The organism is Actinomadura sp. 3N407 (assembly GCF_052245875.1).
Classification (GTDB): Bacteria; Actinomycetota; Actinomycetes; order Streptosporangiales; family Streptosporangiaceae; genus Spirillospora.
The window spans coordinates 89,159-111,522 of sequence record NZ_JBQQBP010000011.1 but is presented as its reverse complement, the minus strand read 5'-3'; the positions used below and the strand labels follow the sequence as shown (position 1 = coordinate 111,522).

General features: G+C 73.3%; 23 protein-coding genes. 17 read left to right on the top strand and 6 right to left on the bottom strand.

Annotation, left to right across the window (positions count from 1 at the left end; translation table 11 throughout):
* Positions 1 to 2 precede the first annotated feature (2 nt).
* From ACTWPP_RS26660 to ACTWPP_RS26605, 12 genes are all read left to right on the top strand, one after another.
* A complete protein-coding gene (locus ACTWPP_RS26660; protein ID WP_443107106.1) occupies positions 3 to 383 on the top strand; it encodes a DUF742 domain-containing protein in 381 nt (126 codons plus the stop codon).
* On the top strand, positions 364 to 1,002 hold the full coding sequence (locus ACTWPP_RS26655; protein ID WP_443107105.1) for a GTP-binding protein: 639 nt from the start codon (positions 364 to 366) through the stop codon (positions 1,000 to 1,002). The genes ACTWPP_RS26660 and ACTWPP_RS26655 overlap by 20 nt, the downstream gene beginning before the upstream one ends.
* A gap of 78 nt (positions 1,003 to 1,080) precedes the next feature.
* Positions 1,081 to 3,669 (top strand): sensor histidine kinase, encoded by a 2,589-nt coding sequence (locus tag ACTWPP_RS26650; protein ID WP_443107104.1) that lies wholly within the window; start codon positions 1,081 to 1,083, stop codon positions 3,667 to 3,669.
* Positions 3,666 to 4,112, top strand: a complete 447-nt coding sequence (locus ACTWPP_RS26645; RefSeq protein ID WP_443107103.1) for a roadblock/LC7 domain-containing protein — start codon at positions 3,666 to 3,668, stop codon at positions 4,110 to 4,112. The genes ACTWPP_RS26650 and ACTWPP_RS26645 overlap by 4 nt, the downstream gene beginning before the upstream one ends.
* Position 4,113: 1 nt before the next feature.
* The gene (locus ACTWPP_RS26640; RefSeq protein ID WP_443107102.1) at positions 4,114 to 4,515 is read left to right on the top strand and encodes a DUF742 domain-containing protein; all 402 of its coding nucleotides are present in this window, start codon (positions 4,114 to 4,116) and stop codon (positions 4,513 to 4,515) included.
* Complete coding sequence (locus tag ACTWPP_RS26635; protein ID WP_443107101.1) at positions 4,496 to 5,101, top strand: GTP-binding protein; 606 nt, start codon at positions 4,496 to 4,498, stop codon at positions 5,099 to 5,101. Before ACTWPP_RS26640 ends, ACTWPP_RS26635 begins: the two co-directional genes overlap by 20 nt.
* Before the next feature lie 242 nt (positions 5,102 to 5,343).
* Positions 5,344 to 6,531 (top strand): ROK family protein, encoded by a 1,188-nt coding sequence (locus ACTWPP_RS26630; RefSeq protein WP_443107100.1) that lies wholly within the window; start codon positions 5,344 to 5,346, stop codon positions 6,529 to 6,531.
* Between the two features lie 81 nt (positions 6,532 to 6,612).
* Positions 6,613 to 8,142 carry a sugar ABC transporter ATP-binding protein gene (locus ACTWPP_RS26625; RefSeq protein WP_443107099.1) on the top strand — a complete coding sequence of 510 codons (1,530 nt, stop codon included), beginning with the start codon at positions 6,613 to 6,615 and terminating at the stop codon, positions 8,140 to 8,142.
* Positions 8,139 to 9,242 (top strand): ABC transporter permease, encoded by a 1,104-nt coding sequence (locus ACTWPP_RS26620; RefSeq protein ID WP_443107098.1) that lies wholly within the window; start codon positions 8,139 to 8,141, stop codon positions 9,240 to 9,242. Before ACTWPP_RS26625 ends, ACTWPP_RS26620 begins: the two co-directional genes overlap by 4 nt.
* Before the next feature lie 37 nt (positions 9,243 to 9,279).
* Positions 9,280 to 10,356, top strand: a complete 1,077-nt coding sequence (locus tag ACTWPP_RS26615; RefSeq protein WP_443107097.1) for an ABC transporter substrate-binding protein — start codon at positions 9,280 to 9,282, stop codon at positions 10,354 to 10,356.
* Positions 10,357 to 10,430: 74 nt separating this feature from the next.
* Entirely contained in the window at positions 10,431 to 11,570 is a 1,140-nt protein-coding gene (locus tag ACTWPP_RS26610) for a Gfo/Idh/MocA family protein (protein WP_443107096.1), read from the top strand.
* 1 nt (position 11,571) lies between these two features.
* A complete protein-coding gene (locus ACTWPP_RS26605) occupies positions 11,572 to 12,576 on the top strand; it encodes a sugar phosphate isomerase/epimerase family protein (RefSeq protein WP_443107095.1) in 1,005 nt (334 codons plus the stop codon).
* Positions 12,577 to 12,664: 88 nt separating this feature from the next.
* Here the strand turns inward: ACTWPP_RS26605 and ACTWPP_RS26600 are convergent, their stop codons facing one another.
* Positions 12,665 to 13,516 carry an LLM class F420-dependent oxidoreductase gene (locus tag ACTWPP_RS26600; protein ID WP_443107094.1) on the bottom strand — a complete coding sequence of 284 codons (852 nt, stop codon included), beginning with the start codon at positions 13,514 to 13,516 and terminating at the stop codon, positions 12,665 to 12,667.
* Between the two features lie 66 nt (positions 13,517 to 13,582).
* Between ACTWPP_RS26600 and ACTWPP_RS26595 the strand changes: the two genes are divergently transcribed.
* Positions 13,583 to 14,068 carry a MarR family winged helix-turn-helix transcriptional regulator gene (locus ACTWPP_RS26595; protein ID WP_443107093.1) on the top strand — a complete coding sequence of 162 codons (486 nt, stop codon included), beginning with the start codon at positions 13,583 to 13,585 and terminating at the stop codon, positions 14,066 to 14,068.
* Positions 14,069 to 14,074: 6 nt separating this feature from the next.
* Here ACTWPP_RS26595 and ACTWPP_RS26590 read toward each other — a convergent pair whose 3' ends face one another.
* From ACTWPP_RS26590 to ACTWPP_RS26580, 3 genes are read right to left on the bottom strand one after another with little or no spacing between them, the layout of a single operon-like run.
* Positions 14,075 to 14,770 carry a cupin domain-containing protein gene (locus tag ACTWPP_RS26590; RefSeq protein ID WP_443107092.1) on the bottom strand — a complete coding sequence of 232 codons (696 nt, stop codon included), beginning with the start codon at positions 14,768 to 14,770 and terminating at the stop codon, positions 14,075 to 14,077.
* A gap of 37 nt (positions 14,771 to 14,807) precedes the next feature.
* Complete coding sequence (locus ACTWPP_RS26585; protein WP_443107255.1) at positions 14,808 to 14,915, bottom strand: zinc-binding dehydrogenase; 108 nt, start codon at positions 14,913 to 14,915, stop codon at positions 14,808 to 14,810.
* Between the two features lie 54 nt (positions 14,916 to 14,969).
* Entirely contained in the window at positions 14,970 to 15,554 is a 585-nt protein-coding gene (locus ACTWPP_RS26580; protein WP_443107091.1) for a Uma2 family endonuclease, read from the bottom strand.
* Positions 15,555 to 15,770: 216 nt separating this feature from the next.
* On the opposite strand from ACTWPP_RS26580, the gene ACTWPP_RS26575 reads away from it, so the two are divergent.
* The 4 genes from ACTWPP_RS26575 (at position 15,771) to ACTWPP_RS26560 (ending at position 19,859) form a co-directional block, all read left to right on the top strand.
* The gene (locus ACTWPP_RS26575; protein ID WP_443107090.1) at positions 15,771 to 16,337 is read left to right on the top strand and encodes a DUF1707 SHOCT-like domain-containing protein; all 567 of its coding nucleotides are present in this window, start codon (positions 15,771 to 15,773) and stop codon (positions 16,335 to 16,337) included.
* Between the two features lie 111 nt (positions 16,338 to 16,448).
* Positions 16,449 to 19,031 carry a hypothetical protein gene (locus tag ACTWPP_RS26570; protein ID WP_443107089.1) on the top strand — a complete coding sequence of 861 codons (2,583 nt, stop codon included), beginning with the start codon at positions 16,449 to 16,451 and terminating at the stop codon, positions 19,029 to 19,031.
* Positions 19,032 to 19,092: 61 nt separating this feature from the next.
* A complete protein-coding gene (locus ACTWPP_RS26565; RefSeq protein ID WP_443107088.1) occupies positions 19,093 to 19,320 on the top strand; it encodes an RNA polymerase subunit sigma-70 in 228 nt (75 codons plus the stop codon).
* Positions 19,317 to 19,859, top strand: a complete 543-nt coding sequence (locus ACTWPP_RS26560; protein WP_443107087.1) for a Clp protease N-terminal domain-containing protein — start codon at positions 19,317 to 19,319, stop codon at positions 19,857 to 19,859. The genes ACTWPP_RS26565 and ACTWPP_RS26560 overlap by 4 nt, the downstream gene beginning before the upstream one ends.
* Before the next feature lie 208 nt (positions 19,860 to 20,067).
* On the opposite strand, the gene ACTWPP_RS26555 is transcribed toward ACTWPP_RS26560, so the two are convergent.
* Both ACTWPP_RS26555 and ACTWPP_RS26550 read right to left on the bottom strand, forming a co-directional pair.
* Positions 20,068 to 20,253, bottom strand: coding sequence for a hypothetical protein (locus ACTWPP_RS26555; RefSeq protein ID WP_443107086.1), 186 nt, complete (start codon positions 20,251 to 20,253; stop codon positions 20,068 to 20,070).
* 168 nt (positions 20,254 to 20,421) lie between these two features.
* Positions 20,422 to 22,269, bottom strand: a complete 1,848-nt coding sequence (locus ACTWPP_RS26550; RefSeq protein WP_443107085.1) for an endonuclease/exonuclease/phosphatase family protein — start codon at positions 22,267 to 22,269, stop codon at positions 20,422 to 20,424.
* Positions 22,270 to 22,364: the final 95 nt, after the last annotated feature.

Sequence of the window (22,364 nt, the reverse complement as noted above, 5' to 3'; positions counted from 1 at the left end):
CGATGTCCCCGTCGGCAGAGCGGTGGCTGGACCGGGAGGCCGGTCCGGTCGTGCGTCCGTACGCCATGACCCGGGGACGGACCCGTCCCGAAGGCGAGGGCTTCGAGCTGATCGCCGTCGTGGCCGCCACCGGCACCCCGCCCGGCGACCGGCTGCGCTACAGCCCCGACCACGCGCGGGTGCTGCGCGGCTGCGCGCGTCCCGTCCCGGTCGTCGACCTGTCGGCCGACCTCGGCCTGCCCATCGGCGTCGTCCGGGTCCTGCTCGGCGACCTGCGGGACGAGGGCCTGGTCACGGTGGTCGCCGCGGTGGAACCCGCGCAGGGCCGCCGTCCCCCCAACGGAGTGCTGAGGGAGGTGCTCAATGGCCTACGCGCCCTCTGAGGAGACCGGCACGAGCGCGCGTCCCCTCGTCACGACGAAGATCCTCATCGCCGGCGGGTTCGGCGTCGGCAAGACCACGATGGTCGGCTCGATCAGCGAGATCAGGCCGCTGCACACCGAGGAGCCGCTGACCGACCGCGGCGTCGGGGTGGACGACGTGGCCGGCGTGGGCGCGAAGTCGACCACGACCGTCGCGATGGACTTCGGCCGGATCACCCTGTCGGAGCAGCTGCTCCTCTACCTGTTCGGCACCCCGGGCCAGGAGCGGTTCTGGTTCATGTGGGACGAGCTGGCGGCGGGCGCGATCGGCGCGGTCGTCCTGGCGGACACGCGGCGGCTGACCGGCTGCTTCCCCGCCATCGACTACTTCGAGCGGCGCGGCGTCCCGTTCGTCGTGGCGGTCAACTGCTTCGACGGGCACCGCACGCACAGCGCGGAGGACGTCGCGATCGCGCTCGACCTGGATCCGGGCGTCCCGGTCCTGCTGTGCGACGTCCGGCGCCGAGAGTCGTCCAAGGAGGTTCTGGTCGCGCTGATGGAACACGTCCTGAGCTGGCCCGACCCGCAGGAGGCGCCGGATGGCGCGCGTCCGCCCGACCGCCGGGAACCCGCGACGTAGTAGGCTCCCGCACACCCCCGTACTCCACGCATCGGGAGGTTTCCCCCGCATGTTCCGCCCCCGAGTGCCGAAGCCGTGATGTCCCCCCGTTTCTCCTCCATCCGGGCGAGGATCACCCTGCTGGTCCTCGTGCCGCTGCTGGCGCTGGCCTCGCTGTGGGTGTTCGTCACCGGCATCACCTACGGCGACGCGCACCAGCTCCTGCAGAGCCGGACCTTCCAGCAGAAGACGGTGCTGCCCACGCAGCGGCTCATCGACGGCCTGCAGAAGGAGCGGCGCCTGTCGATGGTCCGGCTGGGCGGCGCCCGGCCTGCGGGCTCCGGAGTGATGCGGACGCAGCGGCAGGCGACCGACAGGGCGGCCCGGGAGGTTCGCGAAGGCAGCCGCGACGAGGGCATGCGCGACGCGATCCTGCCCGAGGTCGTCGTCCGGCTGGACGGTCTCGTCGACAAGCTCGGCGGCCTCAAGGAGCTGCGCCGCAGCGTGGACCAGCGGGCCGCCGACCGCGCGCACGTGCTGAACGAGTACAACGAGCTGATCGACGCCGGTTTCGCGATGTACAGCGCGACCACGCCGGCGGAGGGGTCCATCACCGCGCGGGCCCGCACGCTCACCTCGTTCGGCCGCGCCCGCGAGTACCTTTCGCGCGAGGACGCCCTGCTGACCGGGGCGCTCGCCGCGGGACGCATCACCGCCGCCGAACGCACCCAGTTCGCCAAGCTCGTCGGGGCGCACCACACGATCCACGCGGACAACGCGCGCGACCTGCCCGCCGAGCACCACGCCCGCTACGAGCGGCTGATGGCGTCGCCGCCGTTCACCCAGCTGATGAAGCTGGAGAACCAGGTCATCAACGGCGCCGAGCCGCCGGCGGCCGCGGAGCGCAGGACCCGCGCGGCCCCGGGGAACGGCACGCGGCCGGCGCGGTCCGGGCAGGCCGGCGCGCGCGACGTGGTCGTCGTCGAGCCCGCCGTCTGGCGGTCGGTCGCCGACACCGTCAACGGCCGGCTCTTCGAGCTGGAGAACGAGGTCCTCGACGACGTCACCGACCACGCCCAGGGCATCGCGGTCGGCACCTTCACGCGGCTCGCCCTCGCCGGCGGTCTCGGGCTGGTCGCGATCATGCTGTCGTCGTTCATCGCGGTCCGGGTGTCCCGGCGGCTGGTGCGCGAATGCCGCGCGCTCGCCGGCGGCGTCGTCGACTTCACCCACCAGCGGCTGCCGCGGCTGGCCGAGCAGATCCGCGCGGGCCGGGCCGCCGAACCGGAGCCGGAGCCCGGGGTCGACTACCGCATCAACGAGGTCCGGCAGATCGCCGAGTCGTTCGACCGCGCCCGCGAGGCCGTCGTGCGGGCCGCCGAGGGCGAGGTCGCGGCCCGGCGCGGCATCAGCGAGGTGTTCGTCAACCTCGCGCGCCGCAACCAGGCCCTGCTGCACCGCCAGCTCAGCCTGCTGGACAGCATGGAGCGCCGCACCGAGGACCCGTCGGAGCTGTCGGACCTGTTCCGGCTCGACCACCTCGCGACCCGGATGCGGCGGCACGCCGAGGGCCTGGTGATCCTCGCCGGCAAGACGGCCGGCCGCGGCTGGCGCCGCCCGGTGCCGCTGGTGGACGTGGTCCGCGGCGCCGTCGCCGAGGTCGAGGACTATCCGCGCGTCCGGGTGCAGCCGCTGCCGCGCGTCGCGCTGCTCGGCTCCGCCGTCGCCGACGTCGTCCACCTGCTCGCCGAGGTCGTGGAGAACGCCACGACGTTCTCGCCGCCGCAGTCGCCGGTGCGGGTCAGCGGGCAGCCGGTCGCCAACGGGTTCGCGATCGAGGTCGAGGACCGCGGGCTCGGGATGACCGAGGAGGCGCTGCGCGTCGCCAACGCGCGGCTCGCCCATCCGCCCGAGTTCGACCCGTCCGACAGCGCCCAGCTCGGGCTGTTCGTCGTGGCGCGGCTGGCCGAGCGGCACGGCATCCAGGTCACGCTCCGCCAGTCCCCGTACGGGGGAACGACCGCGATCGCGCTGATCCCCGGCTCGCTGATCGTGGACGGCGCCGAGCCCGAGCCGGCCGGGCGCCGCGCCACGGGGCCCATGCAGACGTTGCCGGGCCCCGCCGTGGCGCTGTCGGCGCCCGCGCGCCCGGCGGTCGAGTCCGGTGGTGTCGAGCCGGGCCGTTTCGAGTCGAGCAGGGCCGACCCGGGCGGCGTCGTGCGGCTGGTCGAGGCCGAGCCCGTCCCGCCCGAGCCCGTCCCGCCGGAGCCGGCCCCCCGGCCTCAGCCCGTGCCCGCCGAGGCGAGTGCCGAGGCCCCGCAGGAGGCCGCACCGACGCAGGACCCGGGAGGGCTGCCAAAGCGCAGGCGGCAGGAGCACCTGGCGCCCCAGCTCAAGAGGCGGGTGGACGCGCACCTGGCCGCGCAGGGCCGGCCCCCGCCCGCCGAGCCCGAGCCGCCGCCCGCGGAGCCCGCCGGCCCGCGGCCCGAGCCGGAACCTGCGGGGATGCCGCTCGCCGCGCCCGTCCCGATGGACGAGGAGCCGGCGGACGGCGCGCGCTCGCCCGAGACGATGGCATCGATGATGTCGGCCATGCAGCGTGGCTGGCAGCGTGGCAGGCAGGACGCGGCCGACGCCGACGCGGAGGCCGTGCGGAACCCAGCCGACCAGGAGGACGACACCCCATGACACAAGCCCAGTACCCCGGCGCGGAGGTCCCGGGCGGAGCCGGCGGTGAGCTGAACTGGCTGCTCGACGGCCTCGTCCAGCGGGTCGCCCCGGTGCAGAACGCGGTGGTGCTGTCGAGCGACGGACTGCGGATGGCCGCGTCGAGCGGCCTGGCCCGCGAGGAGTCCGACCATCTGGCCGCCGTGGCCGCCAGTTTCCAGAGCCTCGCGCGCGGGGCGGGGGAGACGTTCGGCGGCGGGCCGGTCCGGCAGACGATCGTGGAGATGGAGTCGTCGTTCCTGTTCGTCACTGCCGCCGGGCATGGCGCCTGCCTGGCCGTCCTCGCCTCCGCCGACGCCGATCTCGGGGTCATCGCCTACGAGATGGCGATGCTGGTCACCCGCGTCGGTCAGCACCTGTCGGCCAACCCGCGGGTCGCCGCGGCCAAACCTGGCGGCGTGTGAGGTGCAGGGGCGAGGCGGCGCCTGGTACGACGACGACGCGGGGCCCGTCGTCCGCCTGTACGCGCTCACCGGTGGCCGGACGCACTACGACGGCGTCGAGTTCGATCTGGTGGCCCTGATCGCCGCGGCGGATCCGCCGGCGCACCCCGATGACGGCCCCGCCCTTCCGGCGTCTCACTGGGCGCCGGAACCGGAACATGACATGATCTTGGAGCTTTGCCGCACCCCGTTGTCGGTCGCCGAGATAGCGTCGGATCTGGAACTTCCCCTCGGGGTCGTCCGTGTCCTGCTCGGCGACCTGCTCGACCATTCGCTGATTCAGGTCCGGCGTCCCGCGCCGGTGGCGCAGTTCCCCGGCGAGCGCGTACTCAAGGAAGTGATCGATGGAATCCGTGCGCTCTGACGCGGTCGCCGCCCAGGGCGAATCCGCGTTGACGGTCAAGATTCTCGTGGCCGGTGGTTTCGGCGTCGGCAAGACCACCCTGGTGAGCGCGGTGAGCGAGATCCGTCCGCTGCGCACTGAGGAGGCACTCACCGAGAAGAGCATCGGGATCGACGACACCACGGCCGTCGCGTCCAAGACGACGACGACCGTGGCGATGGACTTCGGGCGGATCACCCTGCCGAACGGCCTGGTGCTGTTCGTGTTCGGGACGCCCGGCCAGGACCGGTTCTGGTTCATGTGGGACGAGCTGGCGAAGGGCGCGCTCGGCGCGGTCGTCCTGGTGGACACCCGCCGCCTCGCCGACTGCTTCGCGTCGGTCGACTACTTCGAGCGGCGCGGCGTCCCGTTCATCATAGGCGTCAACCGGTTCGACGGGGCGGGCCAGCACACCGCCCAGCAGGTCCGGGACGCGCTCGACCTGTCCCCCGACATCCCGGTGATCTCCTGCGACGTGCGTGACCGGGAGGACGCCAAGCGTGTGCTCATCACCCTCGTTGAGCACATCATGCGCACCATGAGCGGCCGGCAGACGGTCAGCTACTAGCGCCACCCCGGAGGCCCCTGCCCGCGACGTCGCGGGCAGGGGCCTTTTGCTCGATCACCTTTGTCCTCTGAGTGGAGAAAGTTTGATCTCAATCAGGAAAAGGTCTTCTCAAGGAGGCGAAAGCCGGTTACGGTCTCGCCATGAGACCGGGGTCACATGCTCCGGCCCGGCCCTGAACGGACCCCTGCCGCCCGCCTGCCGGGGGGCCGTGGGGGTCGTCCCCACAATGAGAGGACGGCGTGATGCGGATGTCGGCTCGCCCGCAGAACGTGCATCAGGCGCGCCTGGTGCGGCTGCTGCGCGACGAGGGCCCGCGATCGCGTGCGGAGCTGGGCGACGTGGTCAGGCTGTCGCGGTCGAAGCTGGCCGTCGAGCTGGACCGGCTCGTCGAGCTCGGGCTGATCGAGGGCGCGGGGCTGGCCGCGTCCCGGGGCGGGCGCCGCTCCGGGATCGTCCGGCTGTCGCCGCGGCTGCGGTTCGTCGCCTTCGACATCGGCGCCACCTCGATCGACGTCGCCGTGACCGACGGCTCCATGGAGGTGCTCGGCCACGTCAGCGAGGAGTGCGATGTCCGGCAGGGCGCGACCGTGGTGCTCGAAAGGGCCCTCGACCTGCTCGGCAAGCTGCGCGACGAGGGCCTGATCGGCCAGGTGCACGGCACCGGGATCGGCGTGCCCGGGCCGGTCAGCTTCCGCGACGGCATGCCGGTCGTCCCGCCGATCATGCCCGGCTGGGACCGGTTCCCGGTGCGGGACGCGATCGGGCAGGAGCTCGGCTGCCCGGTGCTGGTCGACAACGACGTGAACCTGATGGCGCTCGGCGAGCTGCACGCCGGGCTCGCCCGCTCCGTGGACGACTTCCTGCTCGTCAAGATCGGCACCGGCATCGGCTGCGGCATCGTCGTGGACGGCGCCATCTACCGCGGCGTCTCCGGCAGCGCCGGCGACATCGGCCACATCCGCGTCGACGACGACGGCCCCATCTGCGCGTGCGGCAACGCCGGCTGCCTGGAGGCCTACTTCGGCGGCGCGGCGCTCGCCCGGGACGCGGAGGCGGCCGCCCGGTCGGGCCGGTCGCCGCAGCTCGCCGCGCTGCTGGAGACCCACGGGCGGCTGTCGGCCGTGCACGTCGGCGAGGCCGCCGCCGCGGGGGACCCGGTCGCCGTCCAGATCATCCGGGAGGGCGGCCGGCATGTCGGGCAGGTGCTCGCCGGGCTGGTCAGCTTCTTCAACCCCGGGCTCGTCATCATCGCGGGCGGCGTCGCCGGTCTCGGCCACGCGCTGCTCGCCGAGATCCGCAGCGTCGTCTACCGCCGGTCCGCCCCGCTCGCGACCGGCAACCTCCCGATCGTGCTGTCCGAACTCGCCGGTGCCGCCGGCGTGGTCGGCGGCGCCCGGCTCATCAGCGACCACGTCTTCTCCGCGTCCTGACCCCCACCACGTCCAGACCCCTCCTACGACCCCTTCTCCGCGTCCCCGCCCCCTGTGGCACCGCCCCACCGAGGAGGCCCGATGGGCTCGCCCGAACCCGAACCGCTGCTGCTGATGCGCGGCATCGTCAAGCAGTTCCCCGGCGTCCGCGCCCTGGACGGCGTCGACCTCGACGTCCGTCCCGGCGAGGTGCACTGCCTGCTCGGGCAGAACGGCGCCGGGAAGTCGACGCTCATCAAGGTGCTCGCCGGCGCGCACCAGCCGGACGGGGGCGAGATCCTGTTCGCCGGGAAGCCGGTGCGGCTCGCCGGGCCGACCGCCGCGATGCGGGCCGGGATCGCGACCATCTACCAGGAACTCGACCTGGTGGACGGGCTGTCGGTCGCGGAGAACATCTTCCTCGGCCACGAGAGGGCCACGTTCGGGTTCACCCGGCGCGGCGACGCCGAGAAGGCCGCACGTGAGCTGCTCGGCCGGCTCGGGCACGCGGAGATCCCGCCGCGCCGCGAGGTGGGGCGGCTGCCGGCGGCGGGCAAGCAGGTCGTCAGCATGGCCCGCGCCCTGTCGCACGAGGCCCGCATCCTCGTGATGGACGAGCCGTCCGCCGCCCTCGCCCACGACGAGGTGGACAACCTGTTCCGCATCATCCGGGAGCTGACCGCCGCCGGGGTCGCGGTCATCTACATCTCGCACCGCCTGGCGGAGATCCGCGAGATCGGCGACCGGGTGACCGTCCTCAAGGACGGCCGCGCCGTCGCCGTCGGGCTGCCCGCCCGGACGACGTCCACCGACAAGATCGTTTCGCTGATGACGGGCCGGGACGTCGAGTACGCCTTCCCGGAACGCCCCGGCCCGCCGCCCGGCGACGACCGGCCCGAGGTGCTCCGCGTCGAGAACCTGGCGCTTCCCGGCGCCTTCGAGGACGTGTCGCTCTCCGTCCGCGCCGGGGAGATCGTCGGGCTCGCGGGGCTGGTCGGCTCCGGCCGCTCGGAGATCCTGGAGACCGTCTACGGCGCACGGCGTCCCTCGCGGGGACGGGTGCTCATCGACGGCCGGCCGGTGCGGCCCGGCGACACCGGCGCGGCGGTGCGGCGCGGCATGGGAATGGCGCCGGAGGAGCGCAAGAGCCAGGCGCTGCTGATGAACGAGACCGTCGCCGGGAACGTCAGCGTCGCGGGCCTGTCCCGGTACGCCTCGTTCGGCTGGCTCAACCGCCGCCGCGAGATCGCCGACGTGCGCCGCCAGATCGAGGCGCTCGACATCCGCCCGCCCGATCCGCGGCGCCCGGTCGTGACGCTGTCGGGCGGCAACCAGCAGAAGGTGGTGCTGGCGCGCTGGCTGCTCGGCGCCGCCGGCCTGCGGTTGCTGATCCTGGACGAGCCGACCCGCGGCGTGGACGTCGGCGCCCGCGCCGAACTGTACGCGGTGATCCGCGAGCTGGCCGGACGCGGGATCGGGGTCCTGCTGGTGTCCAGCGAGGTGCCCGAGGTGCTCGGGCTCGCCGACCGGGTCCTGGTCGTCCGGGAGGGGCGGGTCATGCACACCGGCGACGCCCGCGACCTCGACGAGGCCACCGTGCTCAACATGATCATGGAAGGGAGCGCCCTGTGACCGCGCGTCATTCTGAGGGGACGACCCCCGAAACCCCCCCGGACGACACGGGAGCGGGCGAGCCCGGCGGGATGCCCGGCTCGCCGACCGAGCACGTCTCCCTGGGGAAGGCGGCGGGCGGACTCCGGTCGCCGTTCGCCAAGGGCGGCGGCCTGGCGCGGGGGCCCGGCGAGATCCGGCATCTCGGGCTGGTCGCCGCGCTGGTGCTGCTGGCGGGCGTCGGGCTGGCGACCCAGCCCGACAACTTCGCCACGTCCGGGAACATGGTCGCCATCCTGGTGCTCGCCGCGACCATCGGCGTGATCACCGTCGGCCAGACGTTCGTGATCATCGGCGGCGGGATCGACCTGTCCGTCGGGTCGGTGATGGCGCTGGCGTCGGTGTGGGCGACGACCGTGGCGACGCAGTCGTACGGCCCGGCGGTGATGGCGCTGTGCGCGATCCTCGTCGGGACGGGCACGGGCGTCGTGACCGGGCTGCTGATCTCCTACGGGCGGCTGGTCCCGTTCATCGCCACCCTCGCGATGCTCGTCGCGGCGCGGGGGCTGGCGCAACGGATGTCGGACCGCAGGACCCAGCTCATCCGTCCCGAGAACGACGCCCTCGTGGCGCTGTCCACGACCAAGATCCTCGGGCTGCCGCTGGTCGTGTACATCTTCGCGGCGGTCGGCCTGGCCGGCTGGCTGCTGCTCAACCGCACCACGTTCGGCCGCCGGACGTTCGCGGTCGGCGGCAACACCGAGGCGGCGCGGCTCGCCGGCATCGACGTCCGCCGGCACACCCTGATGCTGTACGCGCTGTCGGGGTTCTGCTGCGGCATCGCCGCGATCATCATCATGGCGCGGACCACCACCGGCTCCAGCACCCACGGCGACCTGTACGAACTGGACGCGATCGCCGCCGTCATCATCGGCGGGACGCTGCTCACCGGCGGGCGCGGCACCGTCGTCGGGTCGATCCTCGGCGTGCTGGTGTTCACCCTCATCACCAACCTGTTCATCCTGAACGGCCTGCAGACCAGCGACCAGCTGATCGCCAAGGGCGCGATCATCGTGGCCGCCGTTCTGCTGCAGCGCCGCGGGCTTCGCTCGCCCACCTGACCCCCCTGCCACCCCCACCCTCAATCAGGAGCACGACATGCGTGAACAGCGCCCGCACCAGCAGGGCCCCCGTCCCACTCGCAGAGGCGTCCTGTTCGGCGGCGCCGTCGTCGCGGCCGGCGGCCTGGCCGCGGCCTGCACCGGCAACTCCGAGAGCGGCGACTCCGGCACGTCCCCCCAGGCCGGGACGCTCGCCGGCGACAACGACAAGCCGGGCAAGAAGGTCACCGTCGGGTTCTCCGCGCCCGCCGCGGACCACGGCTGGATCGCGGCGATCGCCAAGAACGCCGAGGCGCAGGCCAAGAAGTACTCCGACGTGACGTTCAAGCCGGTGGAGCCGACCAACGACATCAACCAGCAGATCTCCGCCGTCGAGTCGCTGATCAGGGCGAAGGTCAACGTGCTGGTGATCCTGCCCAACGACGGCGAGCAGCTCAACCAGGTCGGCCGCAAGGCGATGGACGCCGGCATCCCGGTCGTCAACCTCGACCGCGTCTTCCCCGACAACCTGTCGTACCGGACGTGGGTCGGCGGCGACAACTACGGCATGGGCGTCTCCGCCGGCAACTACATCGGCAAGAAGCTCAAGGACAAGGGCGTCGCGGACCCGGTCATCGTGGAGATCCAGGGCATCGCGACGCTGCCGCTGACGCAGGACCGCAGCAAGGGCTTCGCGGACGCGCTGAAGACCTACGGCTTCTCCGTCACCGCGAAGCAGGACGCGCAGTTCACCGTCGAGTCCGGCAACGAGGTCGCCTCCAACCTGCTCCAGGCGCACGAGAAGATCGACGCCATCTGGAACCACGACGACGACCAGGGCGTCGGCGTGCTCGCCGCGATCAAGCAGTCCGGCCGCAAGGAGTTCTTCATGGTCGGCGGCGCCGGATCCGCCAACGCGATGCGCGAGATCAAGGCCGGCGGCGTGCTGGAGGCGACCGTCACCTACTCGCCGACGATGGCCGCGTCCGCGATCAAGCTGGGCCGGTTGATCGCGCAGGGCAAGGGGATGGCCGACCTGGTCGAGCTGCAGGTGCCGCAGTCGATCACACTGGCGTCCGAGACGATCACCAAGGACAACGTCGACCGCTACATGCCGCTCGGCTTCGAGTCCTGAGCGACGGGGGCGCCGGCGCGTCCGCCCCGCTTCCGCGGGCGGATGCGCCGGCCAGACAGAGAGGTGAGCAGGATATGACGACCGTCGGAGTCGGGATGGTCGGGCACGCGTTCATGGGACGCGCCCACTCCCAGGCGTGGCGCAGCGTCGGGCCGTTCTTCGGGCCGCCGCTGACCCCGGTCATGACCGCGCTGGCCGGGCGTTCCGCCGAGCGCGCCGGCGCGGCCGCCGCGTCGCTCGGGTGGGCGTCGGTGGAGACCGACTGGAAGGAGTTGCTCCGCCGCGACGACGTCCAGCTCGTCGACATCTGCACGCCGGGCGACAGCCACGCCGAGATCGCGGTCGCCGCGCTCGACGCGGGCAAGCACGTGCTGTGCGAGAAGCCCCTCGCCAACTCCGTCGCGGAGGCCGAGGCGATGGCCGCCGCCGCCGGCCGCGCCCGCGAGCGCGGCGTCCGGTCGATGGTCGGGTTCAACTACCGGCGCGTCCCCGCGGTCGCCCTGGCCCGCCGGCTGGTCGCCGACGGGCGGCTCGGGACCGTCCGGCACATCCGGGCCCAGTACCTCCAGGACTGGCTGGCCGACCCGCAGGCCCCGTTCAACTGGCGGATGGACCGCGACAGGGCCGGGTCCGGCGCGCTCGGCGACATCGCCTCGCACATCGTCGACACCGCGCAGTTCATCACCGGGCACACGGTGACCGGGGTGTCGGCGACGCTGGAGACGTTCGTCCCGGAACGCCCGGCGCCCGGGGGCGGCACGGCCCAGGTGACCGTGGACGACGCCGCCCTGTTCATCGCCCGCACCGACCGGGGCGCGGTCGCGTCCTTCGAGGCCACCCGCGCCGCCACCGGACGCAAGAACGCGCTGCGGATCGAGGTCAGCGGCTCGTCCGGCGCGCTGTCCTTCGACCTCGAATCGCTGAACGAGCTGTGGTTCTACGACGGGACCGAGGACGGGGCGACGGCGGGGTTCCGGCGCATCGTCGTCACCGAACCCGTCCACCCCTACACCGGGCACTGGTGGCCGCCCGGTCATGTGCTCGGCTACGAGCACACCTTCACCCACCAGATGGCCGACCTGCTCACGGCGATCGCGGACGGCACCGACCCCAGCCCCTCGTTCGCCGACGGCCTGCGGATACAGCGCGTCCTCGCCGCCGTCGCCGACAGCGCGGCGTCCCGGCGCTGGGTCGACGTCGAAGGGAGCGAATGACATGGCACGACCGATCACCCTGTTCACCGGCCAGTGGGCGGACCTGCCGTTCGAGGAGGTCTGCCGGCTGGCGTCCGGCTGGGGATACGAGGGACTGGAGATCGCCTGCTGGGGCGACCACTTCGAGGTCGACAAGGCCCTCGCCGACGACACCTACGTCCCGCGCAGGCTGGAGACCCTCGCCAAGCACGACCTCAAGGTCTGGGCGATCTCCAACCATCTCGTCGGCCAGGCCGTCTGCGACAACCCCGACGAACGCCACCAGGCGATCCTGCCCGAACGGATCTGGGGCGACGGGGAGGCGGAGGGCGTCCGGCGGCGCGCCGCCGCCGAGATGAAGGACACGGCCCGCGCCGCCGCGAAGCTCGGCGTCGACACCGTCGTCGGCTTCACCGGCTCCTCGATCTGGCACACGGTCGCGATGTTCCCGCCGACCCCCGAAGCGATGGTGGAGCGCGGGTACGCCGACTTCGCCGACCGCTGGAACCCCATCCTGGACGTGTTCGACGAGGTCGGCGTCCGGTTCGCGCACGAGGTCCACCCGAGCGAGATCGCCTACGACTACTGGACGACCGTGCGGACGCTGGAGGCGATCGGGCACCGTCCCGCGTTCGGCCTCAACTTCGACCCGTCCCACTTCGTCTGGCAGGAACTCGACCCGGTCGGCTTCCTGTTCGACTTCCGCGACCGGATCTACCACGTCGACTGCAAGGACACGAAGGTCCGCACCGGCGACGGCCGGCGCGGGCGCCTCTCGTCCCACCTGCCGTGGGCGGACCTGCGGCGCGGCTGGGACTTCATCTCCACCGGCCGCGGCGACGTCCCCTGGGAGGACTGCTTCCGCGCCCTCAACTCGATCGGCTACACCGGCCCCATCTCGATCGAGTGGGAGGACGCGGGCATGGACCGGCTGCAGGGCGCCCCCGAGGCGCTGGAGTTCGTCCGCGCCCTCAACGCGATGGAACTTCCGACGGCATCCTTCGACTCCGCGTTCTCCTCCGACTGAGTCGCGTTGGACGCCGGCCCCCGCTGACCTGCGGCGTGCCGCCCTTTTGAGGCCACGCATCAGGGCGGCACGCCGCGACCGAACGTGGTCAGCGGGCCGGCCGGGCGCCCAGCCTGTGCGGGGCGTGCGCTTCGACGAAGCGTTCCACGTCGGCGAGCGGCGCGCCGAGTGGCGGGACGAGGATGAGGCGGTCCACGCCCAGCTCGCCGTAGGCCCGGACGTGCTCGGCGTCCGGCGCGCGCGGCGGGCTCACCGAGATGTGCGGTGACGCGCGGCCGGCCTCGTCGGCCATGGCGCGCAGCCGCGTGATCGATTCCGACGCGGCGCGGCGTCCGAGCATCCAGCCGTACCAGCCGTCGGCATGCCGGACGGCCCGCTGCAGGGCGGCCCGGCTGTGCCCGCCTGTCACCACGGGAACGGGGCGCTGCACCGGACGCGGATGGGCGTCCACGCCCTCGAAGTCCACGTGGCGCCCGTGGAAGGCGGGCTTGTCGTCGTTCCACAGCGACCGCATCGCAGCGAGGTATTCGTCTGCGCGCGTGCCGCGGTTCTCTAGCGGGACTCCGAGGGCTCGCAGTTCCGGTTCCAGATATCCGACGGCTGTGCCGAAGATGAGCCGTCCCTGGCTCAGCACGTCGACGCTGGCGAGCTGCTTGGCCAGGATGAGCGGGTTGCGCTGCGGCAGGACGATGATCCCCGTACCGAGGGCGATGCGCTCGGTGTGCGCGGCGAGGTGGGCGAGCGCGATCAGCGGGTCGAGGACGGGGACGTCCGGGTCCAGAGGCGAGGAATCGGTGCGCGGGCTCGGCAGCACGACATGGTCGGCGACCCACAGCGAGTCGTACCCGAGGTCCTCGGCGAGCTCGGCGACACGGGCGGCGGCGCGAGGTTCCGCGCACGCGTGCAGATTGACGGCGAAGAGACCCACAGTCGGTGTCATCCCTCAATAGTCGAACTCTTCTATGATCGAGTCAAGCGATGATCGAGCGGATATATCCTGTCCGTCATGGGTTCCACGCGGGACGGACTGCCCGAGGGGCTCGCCTCCCTCACCGGTTTCCAGCTGTCCAAGTGCGGCTGGTGGCTGGAGCAGCGGCTCGAGGAGGAGCTGCGGCCCCTCGGCCTCCGGGTGCGGCACTTCCTCGTGCTCGCGATGCTCGGCTCCTCCGACACGCTGTCGCAGCAGGAGATGGCCGGCTACCTGCTGCTCGACCCGACGCTGATGGTCGGGCTCGTGGACGATCTGGAAGCGCGCGGCCTCTGCGAGCGCGCCCGGGACCCGAAGGACCGGCGGCGCTACTCCGTCCGGATCACCGAGGAGGGGGCCGGCCTGCACCGCCGGGCCCGCGAAGCCGCCGACCGGGTCGGGGCGGAGGTGTTCGGGCCGCTGTCGGACGACGAACTGCGCGTGGTCACCCGGGCGATCGGGCGCGTCATGGAGCCCTTCTGGGCCGAGCAGATGGTCCGCCCGCGCCGCAAGCCGGTGCGCTGAGCGGGGTCAGGGCAGGGCGCGGAAGTCGGCGAAGTCGAAGCCGGGGGACACCACGCAGCTGACCAGGACCTCCGCGTCGCCGGACGGGCGGGCGGCCTGCCACACGCCCGCCGGCACGACGGCCTGCGGGACCTGGCCGCCCGCCACGTCCGCGCCGAGGATGACCGGCTCCCCTGTCCCGGACGGACGTTCGCCGTCCCCTCCGAGGAGCAGTTCCAGCGGGCCTCCCCGATGCCACAGCCACACCTCGGCGGACCGGACGGCGTGCCACATCGACTCCTCGCCGGGCGGCAGCAGGAAGTAGATGCCGGTGGCGCTGGCCCGCTCGCCCGGGTACCCGCCCGGCGTGAACGTCACGTCCGACCGCCACGTCTCCCGGTACCAGCCGCCCTCGGGATGCGGCAGCAGATCGAGGGCCTCCGCCGTCGCGGGACGGTCCAGCAACGCCGCGTGCCGGCCGTCCGGGCCGCGCCGCGCGTACCGGACGCGGGCGGCCGTCGTGCGGTCGATCACCCCGCGTCCCGGTACCGCACCGGGCGCCGGGTCCAGTGTGACGGCGACGACCTGCCCGTCCTCGAACACGTCGTCGGCGACGGCCAGCGCAGCGCCGTCGTCGGGCGCCCACACCGCGCCCGCCTCGGACAGGACGAACCGCGGGCCGGGCTGGGCCCGCCATGCATCGAGAGTCGTGAGCAGCAGCACATGTCGAGCCTAGAGAAGGCGCCGCCGCGCGTCTCCGTCACCCCACGGTCAGGACGATCTTGCCGGGCACCCACCCGGTCTCGCCGCACTCATGGGCCTTCGCCGCGTCCGCGAGCGGGAAGGCCGAGTCGATCTCCGCGCGCAGCCTCCCCGCCCCCCGGCGATGTCCGCAGGGATCCGGCGAGGCGGGAGGCGCCGGTCAATCCATCTCCGAGAGGCGGGCGGGGTCGAAGGAGATGGGGTAGGGGCGCTTCAGCGTGATGGTCTCGCCGGAGCGGGCCTTGGCGGCCACCTCGTAGCGGTCGCCCAGCAGCTCCAGCATGGTGATCGTCGGACGGGGCTCCAGATCGACCAGCCAGTAATGGGGGATGCCGGTCACGGCGTACTCGTCCACCTTGCGGACGCGGTCGATCTGCTCGTTGACGGTGCGGGGCGTGACGACCTCGGCGACGAGGAGCAGGTCGGGGCCGTAGTAGGTGCGCGTCTGCCGTTCCAGGGCGGCGCGGGCGACGTCGCGGCTCACGGCGAAGACGTCCGGTTTGCGGATGCCCGCGGGGGTGGTCACGTCCTGCGGAGCGCCGGCGACGTGGACGTCGGCGTCCGCCTGGCGGGCCGAGTCCTTGAGGATGCCCTTGAGCTGTTCGGCCGCGTGGTCGTGCCACAGGTCGCCCGGCAGTTCGTTCAGCCACCCGTCGGCCAGCTCGTAGCGGCGGCCCTCCTCGGGCAGCGCGTCCAGGTCGTACAGCGTGTACGGACCATGTGCGCGGCCGAGCGTCCCGCCCATGGATCGTCCCCCTCACCTCGGCTTCTCCGAATTTAGCGGACGGAGGTCCGGCGGAGCCGCAGGCAAGATCGCGCGTCGGGATGCGGCCAATGTCTCGAAAGCCGAGGGGGGACGGGTTAAGATACATCTCGTCTTGCACTTGACCCTCCACCCGGGGGAGGGACGAGGCTGCGGCTCCCGGCCAGCGGAGGCAGACCGTCCCGAAGGAGAGATGCGATGAGCGTCGAGCAGCATCCCCAGACCGCGCCCGCGCTGCGCGCCTCGGACCGCGACCGCGACGAGATGCTCGTCCGGCTGCACACCGCCTTCGCCGAGGGGCGGCTGAGCGAAGCCGAGCTCGATGAGCGCATCGACCTGGTCCTGGCCGCGCTGACCCATGAGGAACTCGGGGCCGTGGCCGCCGACCTGCCCCGTGAAGGGGGCGGGGCGGTTCCGGAAGGCCGCGGGCCCGCCGGGCGGTACCAGGTCGCCTACAAGAACTCGGTCGCGCGCGCCGGACGCTGGCGGCTGCCCGAGCGGTTCACCACCGTCGTCTACAAGGGGACGGGTCTGCTCGACCTGCGGGCCGCCGAGCTGGAGGGGCCCGTCACCACGCTCCGGATCCTGGCCTACAAGTCCTCGGTGGAGATCATCGTTCCGCCGGGTGTTCGCGTGGAGACCGACGGTGTGGGCGTCTCCACCGAGGTCCACGGCGTCCCGCCCGCGGGTGCGCCGGTCGTTCATGTCCGGGGTTATGCCTACAAGGGAACGATCGAGGCGAAAGATCGGATACGCCGGGCCTGAAGTGATAGAACGCTCCCGCGGCCCCATTGGCCGCCGTTCACCTGGATGTCCGTACAGACACCTACGTGGCGCGATTTGATGGTGGTCCGACAGGACCGTGAAGGAGCGCGTGTGACGGCGAGGACCCCGGAGCAGGACGAGGCCCGGCGGACGGCCGAGGAGGAAGCGGCCGGCTCCCGCCAGGTCCGGCGGCGGCTGACGTTCGGCGTCGCCGGCGACCTCGCAGGCATGCGGGCGGCGCTCTCGCCCTGGCAGCGCGCGTACGAGGCCTGGCGGGCCGCCGGGCTGAGCTGGGGCCACGGTGCCCCGCCCCGGGAACGGTCCGCCGGCGGCGCGGCGGGCGGCGGCGCCGTCCTCCCGGAGGAGGCGCCGGAGCTCGCCGAGCCCGAGCCCGCCGAGCACACTCCCGAGAAGCCCGAGAGCAAGAAGCCCGCCCCGGAGAAGACCGGGAGCAAGAAGCCCGTCGCGGTGAAGCCTGCGAAGAAGGCCCCGGAGAAGGCCGCGCCCGACCCGGACGACGTGCTGGTGGCCGGGCCGAGCATGACCGCACGGAAGCAGGCGCCGCCCCCGCCACCGTCCCCGCGCCCGGCGCGCCGGATGCGTTCCCGCCTGGCGGTCGTGACCGGGCTCGTCGTGGTCGCCGGAGGCGCGATCTTCACGGTGTCCCAGGGGGAGAGCGGCTCGGACGAATCGGGCATCGCGGGCCCGGTGGCGGCGGACGCGCTCTTCGCGCCCGACCCGGCCGCCACGACCGACGGGCTCGTCCAGGACCTCGTCACCGTCGCCTCCGCCGGCGGGACGCTCGTCGCCGCGGGAACCGAGGGCGACGGCGTCCCGGGACGGGATCGGACCCGGTTCCTCTTCTCCGTCGACGCGGGGCGCGCCTGGTCGCTGGGACGGGTCCAGACGGCGGACGGCTCGGTGCCCCCGTTCGGTGACGACCCGGGCATGGTCTCCGGCGGAAACGGCCAGTGGGCGGCGCTCGGCCGGTCGTCCGGCGGCGGCGTGGTGGCGTGGACGAGCCAGGACGCCAAGACCTGGACCAGGCACACCCTCGGCGCCGCGTTCCAGACGTCCGACAAGGTGAACGACCTGGCCCGCACCGGCGACGGCTTCGTGGCCGTGGGCGGCGCGGCCGGCCGGGCCGTCGTGTGGATCTCGGCGGACGACGGCACCTGGCAGCGCGTCGAGGGCATCGAGGGGATCACGAGCCTTGATCGCGTGGCGTCGTCCGGGACGGTCCTGGTGGCCCACGGGACGTTCCCGAAGAAGGTCACCCGGAAGCGGGGCGGGAGGAAGGTCACGCGCACGGTGTCCGCCCAGGGGGCCTGGCGGTCCACGGACGGCGGGCGGACGTGGGCCGGCGTGGACATCCCGCAGGCGCAGGGCTCGTACGGGGCCACGAAGGGCCTCACGTTCGGCCCCGGCGGGTTCGCGACCGTCCGCGAGGGCAAGCACACGACCGGCCGGAAGAAGAGCCGCAAGACGACGCGCTTCGGGGTCCTGTTCACGTCGGCGGACGGCCTGAAATGGCAGGTCGCGAGCCGCTTCGATGGACACGGCATCGAGCGGTTCGGCGGAACGCCGGCCGGGCTCGCGGTGCTGGTGCAGGGCGGGAAGGGCGCACGCGAGATCCTGCGCAGCCCGGACGGCCGCACATGGCGGCCGGGCGGCACGGTCGCCGCGCCCGTGCGGAGCAGCGGGCTGACGGTCGCCTCGGGCGGCGCGATCGCGATCTCCGGGCGGCGGGGCGACGACGCCTACCTGCACGGCGTGGATCTGCGGACCGTGCCGGGGGCCGTCCGTCCGGAACGCGCCATCAGGTCCCTCGCGGCGGCTCCGGGCCGCTCGGTCGCGGTGGGCAGCACCAATGGCGGCGCGGCGATCTGGACGGCCCCCGACGGCCGCACCTGGAAGCGCGCCCGGTTCCCCGGCGCCGGCGGTCGGCTTTCGGACGTCGTCCACGGCGGCAAGGGGTGGCTCACGGTGGGCCGCACGTCCGCCGCGAAACCGGGCCCGCTCGTGATGACCTCGCAGGACGGGACGTCCTGGCAGAAGGCCGCGTTCCCCGCCGGCCCGCCGCCCGTGGCCGTCGCGACCGGGCCGTCGGGTTATGTCGCCGTCGGGGAGGGAGCGGTCTGGCGCACGGCCGATCTCAAGACGTGGAAGCGCACCGGCCTCGACGGCGCCCCGTCCGACGTGGCGGCGACGACCGTGACGTACGTGGCGGTCGGCGGCCGGGGGAAGGCGCCGGCCGTCTGGACGTCACCGGACGGCGTGGAGTGGACGGCCGCCGAGCTCCCGGCCGGCCTCGCCACCGGGCCGCTCACCCGTGTCGCCGCCCACGGGAACGTCCTGGTGGCGATCGGCGCGGACGGTGCTCCGATGGTCTCCGCCGACGGCGGGACGACCTGGGGCGCGCACGGTCTCGGCGGCGATTTCAACGCCACCGCCATCACGTCGACGCCGGACGGCTTCGTCCTGGCCGCGGTCACCTCGACGCAGAACGCGGTGGTCCTGACGTCCGAGGACGGCAGCGCGTGGCGGCAACTCCAGGTTCCCGGGCTGTCCGGGGTCGGTGACCAGAGGCTCACCGCCCTGACCGCGATGGGAACCGCCGTCCTGGCCACCGGCACCACGGCCGGCCCGCGCTCGGAGATCCCGCTCCTCTGGAACGCCCTCGTCCCGCAGTAGCGGCACCGCGGGATGTCAGCCTGGGCTGACAAATGTGGCGTGTCAGTCTAGGCTGACAGGCATGACGTCGATGAGGGAGCTGGCGAACGCCGCCGACAGCGCCGACCCGGCGACCGGCCTGGCCGCGGTGGCGGCGCTGCGCAGGCTCGCCGACGAGCTGGAGGCCCTGCACGTCGGCAACGCGCGTGCGCGGGGATGGTCGTGGCAGGCCATCGCCGACTCCCTCGGGGTGCGGCGCCAGTCCGTCCACAAGAAGCACGCCGCGCGGCTGAGCGGGGAGAAGCGATGACGATGCTCGACATGTTCACGCCGGACGCGCGGCACACGATCGTCCGTGCGGGCACGCTGGCCTCGCAGGCCGGGCGCGGGAGGCTCGGCGACGTGTTCCTGCTGCTCGCGCTCGCCGAGGACCGGCCCCTCGGCGTGGAGGCCGACGACATCAGGGCGGCGGCCGGGGCGAGGCCCGGCCGGGACCGCGAACTGCTCGCCACGCTCGGAATCGACCTCGACGAGGTGCGGCGCCGCGTCCACGAGACCACGGCGGCGCGGCCGGACGACCCGGCGCTGTGGAGCCTGCGGCGCGCGCCGCTGCGTCCGCTGCGGGTCACGCTGTCCGGCCCCGGCACCGAGCTCGTGCTGGACGAGAGCGGGCGCAAGGCCGTCGAGGTCGCCCTCTGGGCCCGCCGCCGCGCTCACCGGGCGCGGGCAGGGCGGGCAGACCTCCTGTGGGGCCTCCTCGCCGACGGGTCGAGTGAGGCGGTGGACGTTCTCCGGAGGCTCGGCGCCGATCTCCGGGCGCTGTGGACGGAGCTCGGCCGGGCGGCGTGAGCGTCAGCCGTTGCAGCCGCAGGAGCATCCCTTCGGGCAGGAGCATCCGCCGCCATGTCCGCAACTGCAGTCCTTCTTCGTCATGCGCGGAAGGTAACCCCCGCCGCACTGTGCGGTCCATGGCCGCCGGCGCGAGGTGCACCTGTCGTGGAGGACACGGACCGTCCCGGGGCGGGGTACTCGGGACGGCCCGTGCCTGGCTCGCGGCTCAGACGTCGATGTGGAGATCCACGCCGAGCAGGATCAGGACCCAGAGGAAGATGGCCAGCAGCGCGCTACCCACGCGGCGGATCAGGCTTTCGTCGATATAGCCGCGGTCCCAGGCGATGAACACGCCGATGATGATGTAGATGAGGCCGACCAGGCTGATGTGCGGCCGGTATCGGGTCGCCATGAAAGGCGTCTCCTCCCGGTGGGGGTGTGACGATCGCTCGCTGCCCCGCGGGTCCGGGAGAAAACACCGTCGGCATTCAGGGCCAGGCCCTGACGATCTTTTTGGCACATCCCAAATCGGAGAGCCGTCACCGTGCGGAGATGAGCGCTAACTCTGCGGGTATGCCGCCTATTTTCCGGACACGTTGATCCGGACGACGGTGGGGTCGCGGTCGTCGGGACCGGCGAACTCGGCGTTGCGGTGCACCACGTCGAACTCGTGCGCGTCCCGGCGCAGTGACGGGCTGAGCAGGATGTGGTCGAGGACCTCGGAGTTGCCGCCGGAGACCGCCGTGTAGCGGTCGCCCGCGGGCAGCCGGGCCGGGAGGTCGATGAGCCCGGTGCCCTGGACGAGGGCGCGGACGGAGGAGGAGGTCTCACGGTCGTTGAGCTCGCCCGCGACGATCACCCGGGCGTTCGCGTCCACCTGCCGGACCGACCGCACGAACCCCGCCACCACGCGGGCCTGCGCGGCGCGTCGCCACTCGGTGGGGCGGGCCGGCGGCTGGTTCCGGCCGAACAGCGGCTGGTCGTCGGTCGTCCGCGGGAACCACTGGTTCGCGATGACGATGATGCGGCGGCCCTGCCAGGTGACCTCCCCGGCGAGGGGCTTGCGGGTGCCCGCCCACGCGGCGTCGCCCGGCGCGATCCGGCCGGGGCTCAGCGACAGCCCGGCCGTCCCGCCGTGCCGGACGGCCCGGACCGGCGTCACGGCCGGGTCGGGGCCCTCGGGCGGGGCGTCCGGGATCGGCTCGGTGAGGGCGGGACGGTCGACGAACGCGAGCCCGCGGTCGGTGCGGAACAGGAACCCGCTCCGCCGGTTGTCGCCCTCCTCGCCGCCGTCGGCGTTGTCGCGCGGGGTGACCGACCGCCAGTCGTAGCCGGGACCGCCCGCCGCGCTGATCGCGGTGATCAGCTGGGCGACGGTCTGGTCGGCGGCGACGGTCCCGTCGTCCTCGGGCCCGCTGTTGTCCCCGAGGCCGCTGATCGCGATGAGGTCGGGGGAGCGCAGCCCGGTCACGATGTCACCGGCGAGTCCGGCGAACCGCGCGGGCGGCGCGTCCGGGCTCAGCCCGTCCAGCGCGGCGGTGGCGACGGCGAGTTCGCCGGGCTTCTGCGGGCGGGTGACCTCGCGGGGCAGCCCGCCGGGGTCGCGGCGCGGGGTCGCGGTGAGCAGCAGGTGGTAGTCGCCGTACCCGTAGTCGAGGATCCCGTGGTTCGCGCCGGGGAGCCGGTCGCCGACGTTCATCCCGGGCAGCGCGGCCAGGGCGTCGTCCAGGATGATCCGCTCGGGGTTGGCGTCGCCGTCGCGGAGCAGGATGCCGCCGCGCACCGTCCGCGTCCCGGCGCCGGCGCCGTTCGCGGGCAGCACCGGGATCTCGCCGTAGCGGGACGGGCCGACCGCGACGGCGTCGCGGATCTCGATCCGCATCCCTTCGAGGGACTCGTAGAAGTCGATGCCGTCGCGGCGGGGGGCGAACGCGCCGCCCCCCTCGACGTCGCCGTGCCCGCTGTCGATCACCCGGGCCGGCGGCCGGCGGCCCCGCGGGCCGATGACGACCGGCGGCGGCAGCGGCGCGCCGTGCGCCTCGACGGTGGTCGCGGTGGCGTCGATCTCCGTGCGGGTGAGCCCGCCGGACGGGGCGCCGCCCGGACGGAACTCGGCGACCTTGCCGTCCACCCGGACGGAGTCGCCGATCGCCGCCTCCGGCCGGGTCCGGGTGAAGACGAACACGCCCTCGGACGACGCGTCGCTCTTGTCGGGACGGGGGTCCTGCATCCAGAACCCGTTGCCGGTCAGCGCGGTCACGACGCCGGGGACCCGGGCGACGGCGGAGCCGTTCAGCGGCGAGATGTGCGCGGCGCCCTGGACGTCGCGGATGCGCACCCCCGGCGCCGCCGCGTGCGCGGCGGGCGGCGCTGCGAGCGGTGCGATGAGGACGGCCGCGGCCAGGAGCCTCCGGAGACCGTGCACCACCCGCGCTCCATGATCGACTAGGGAGTCCGACCGAACGACAAGGATGATACGCGTGCGTTCCGGCACCGCGTGCCGCCCTCGGGAAACGCGGTTCG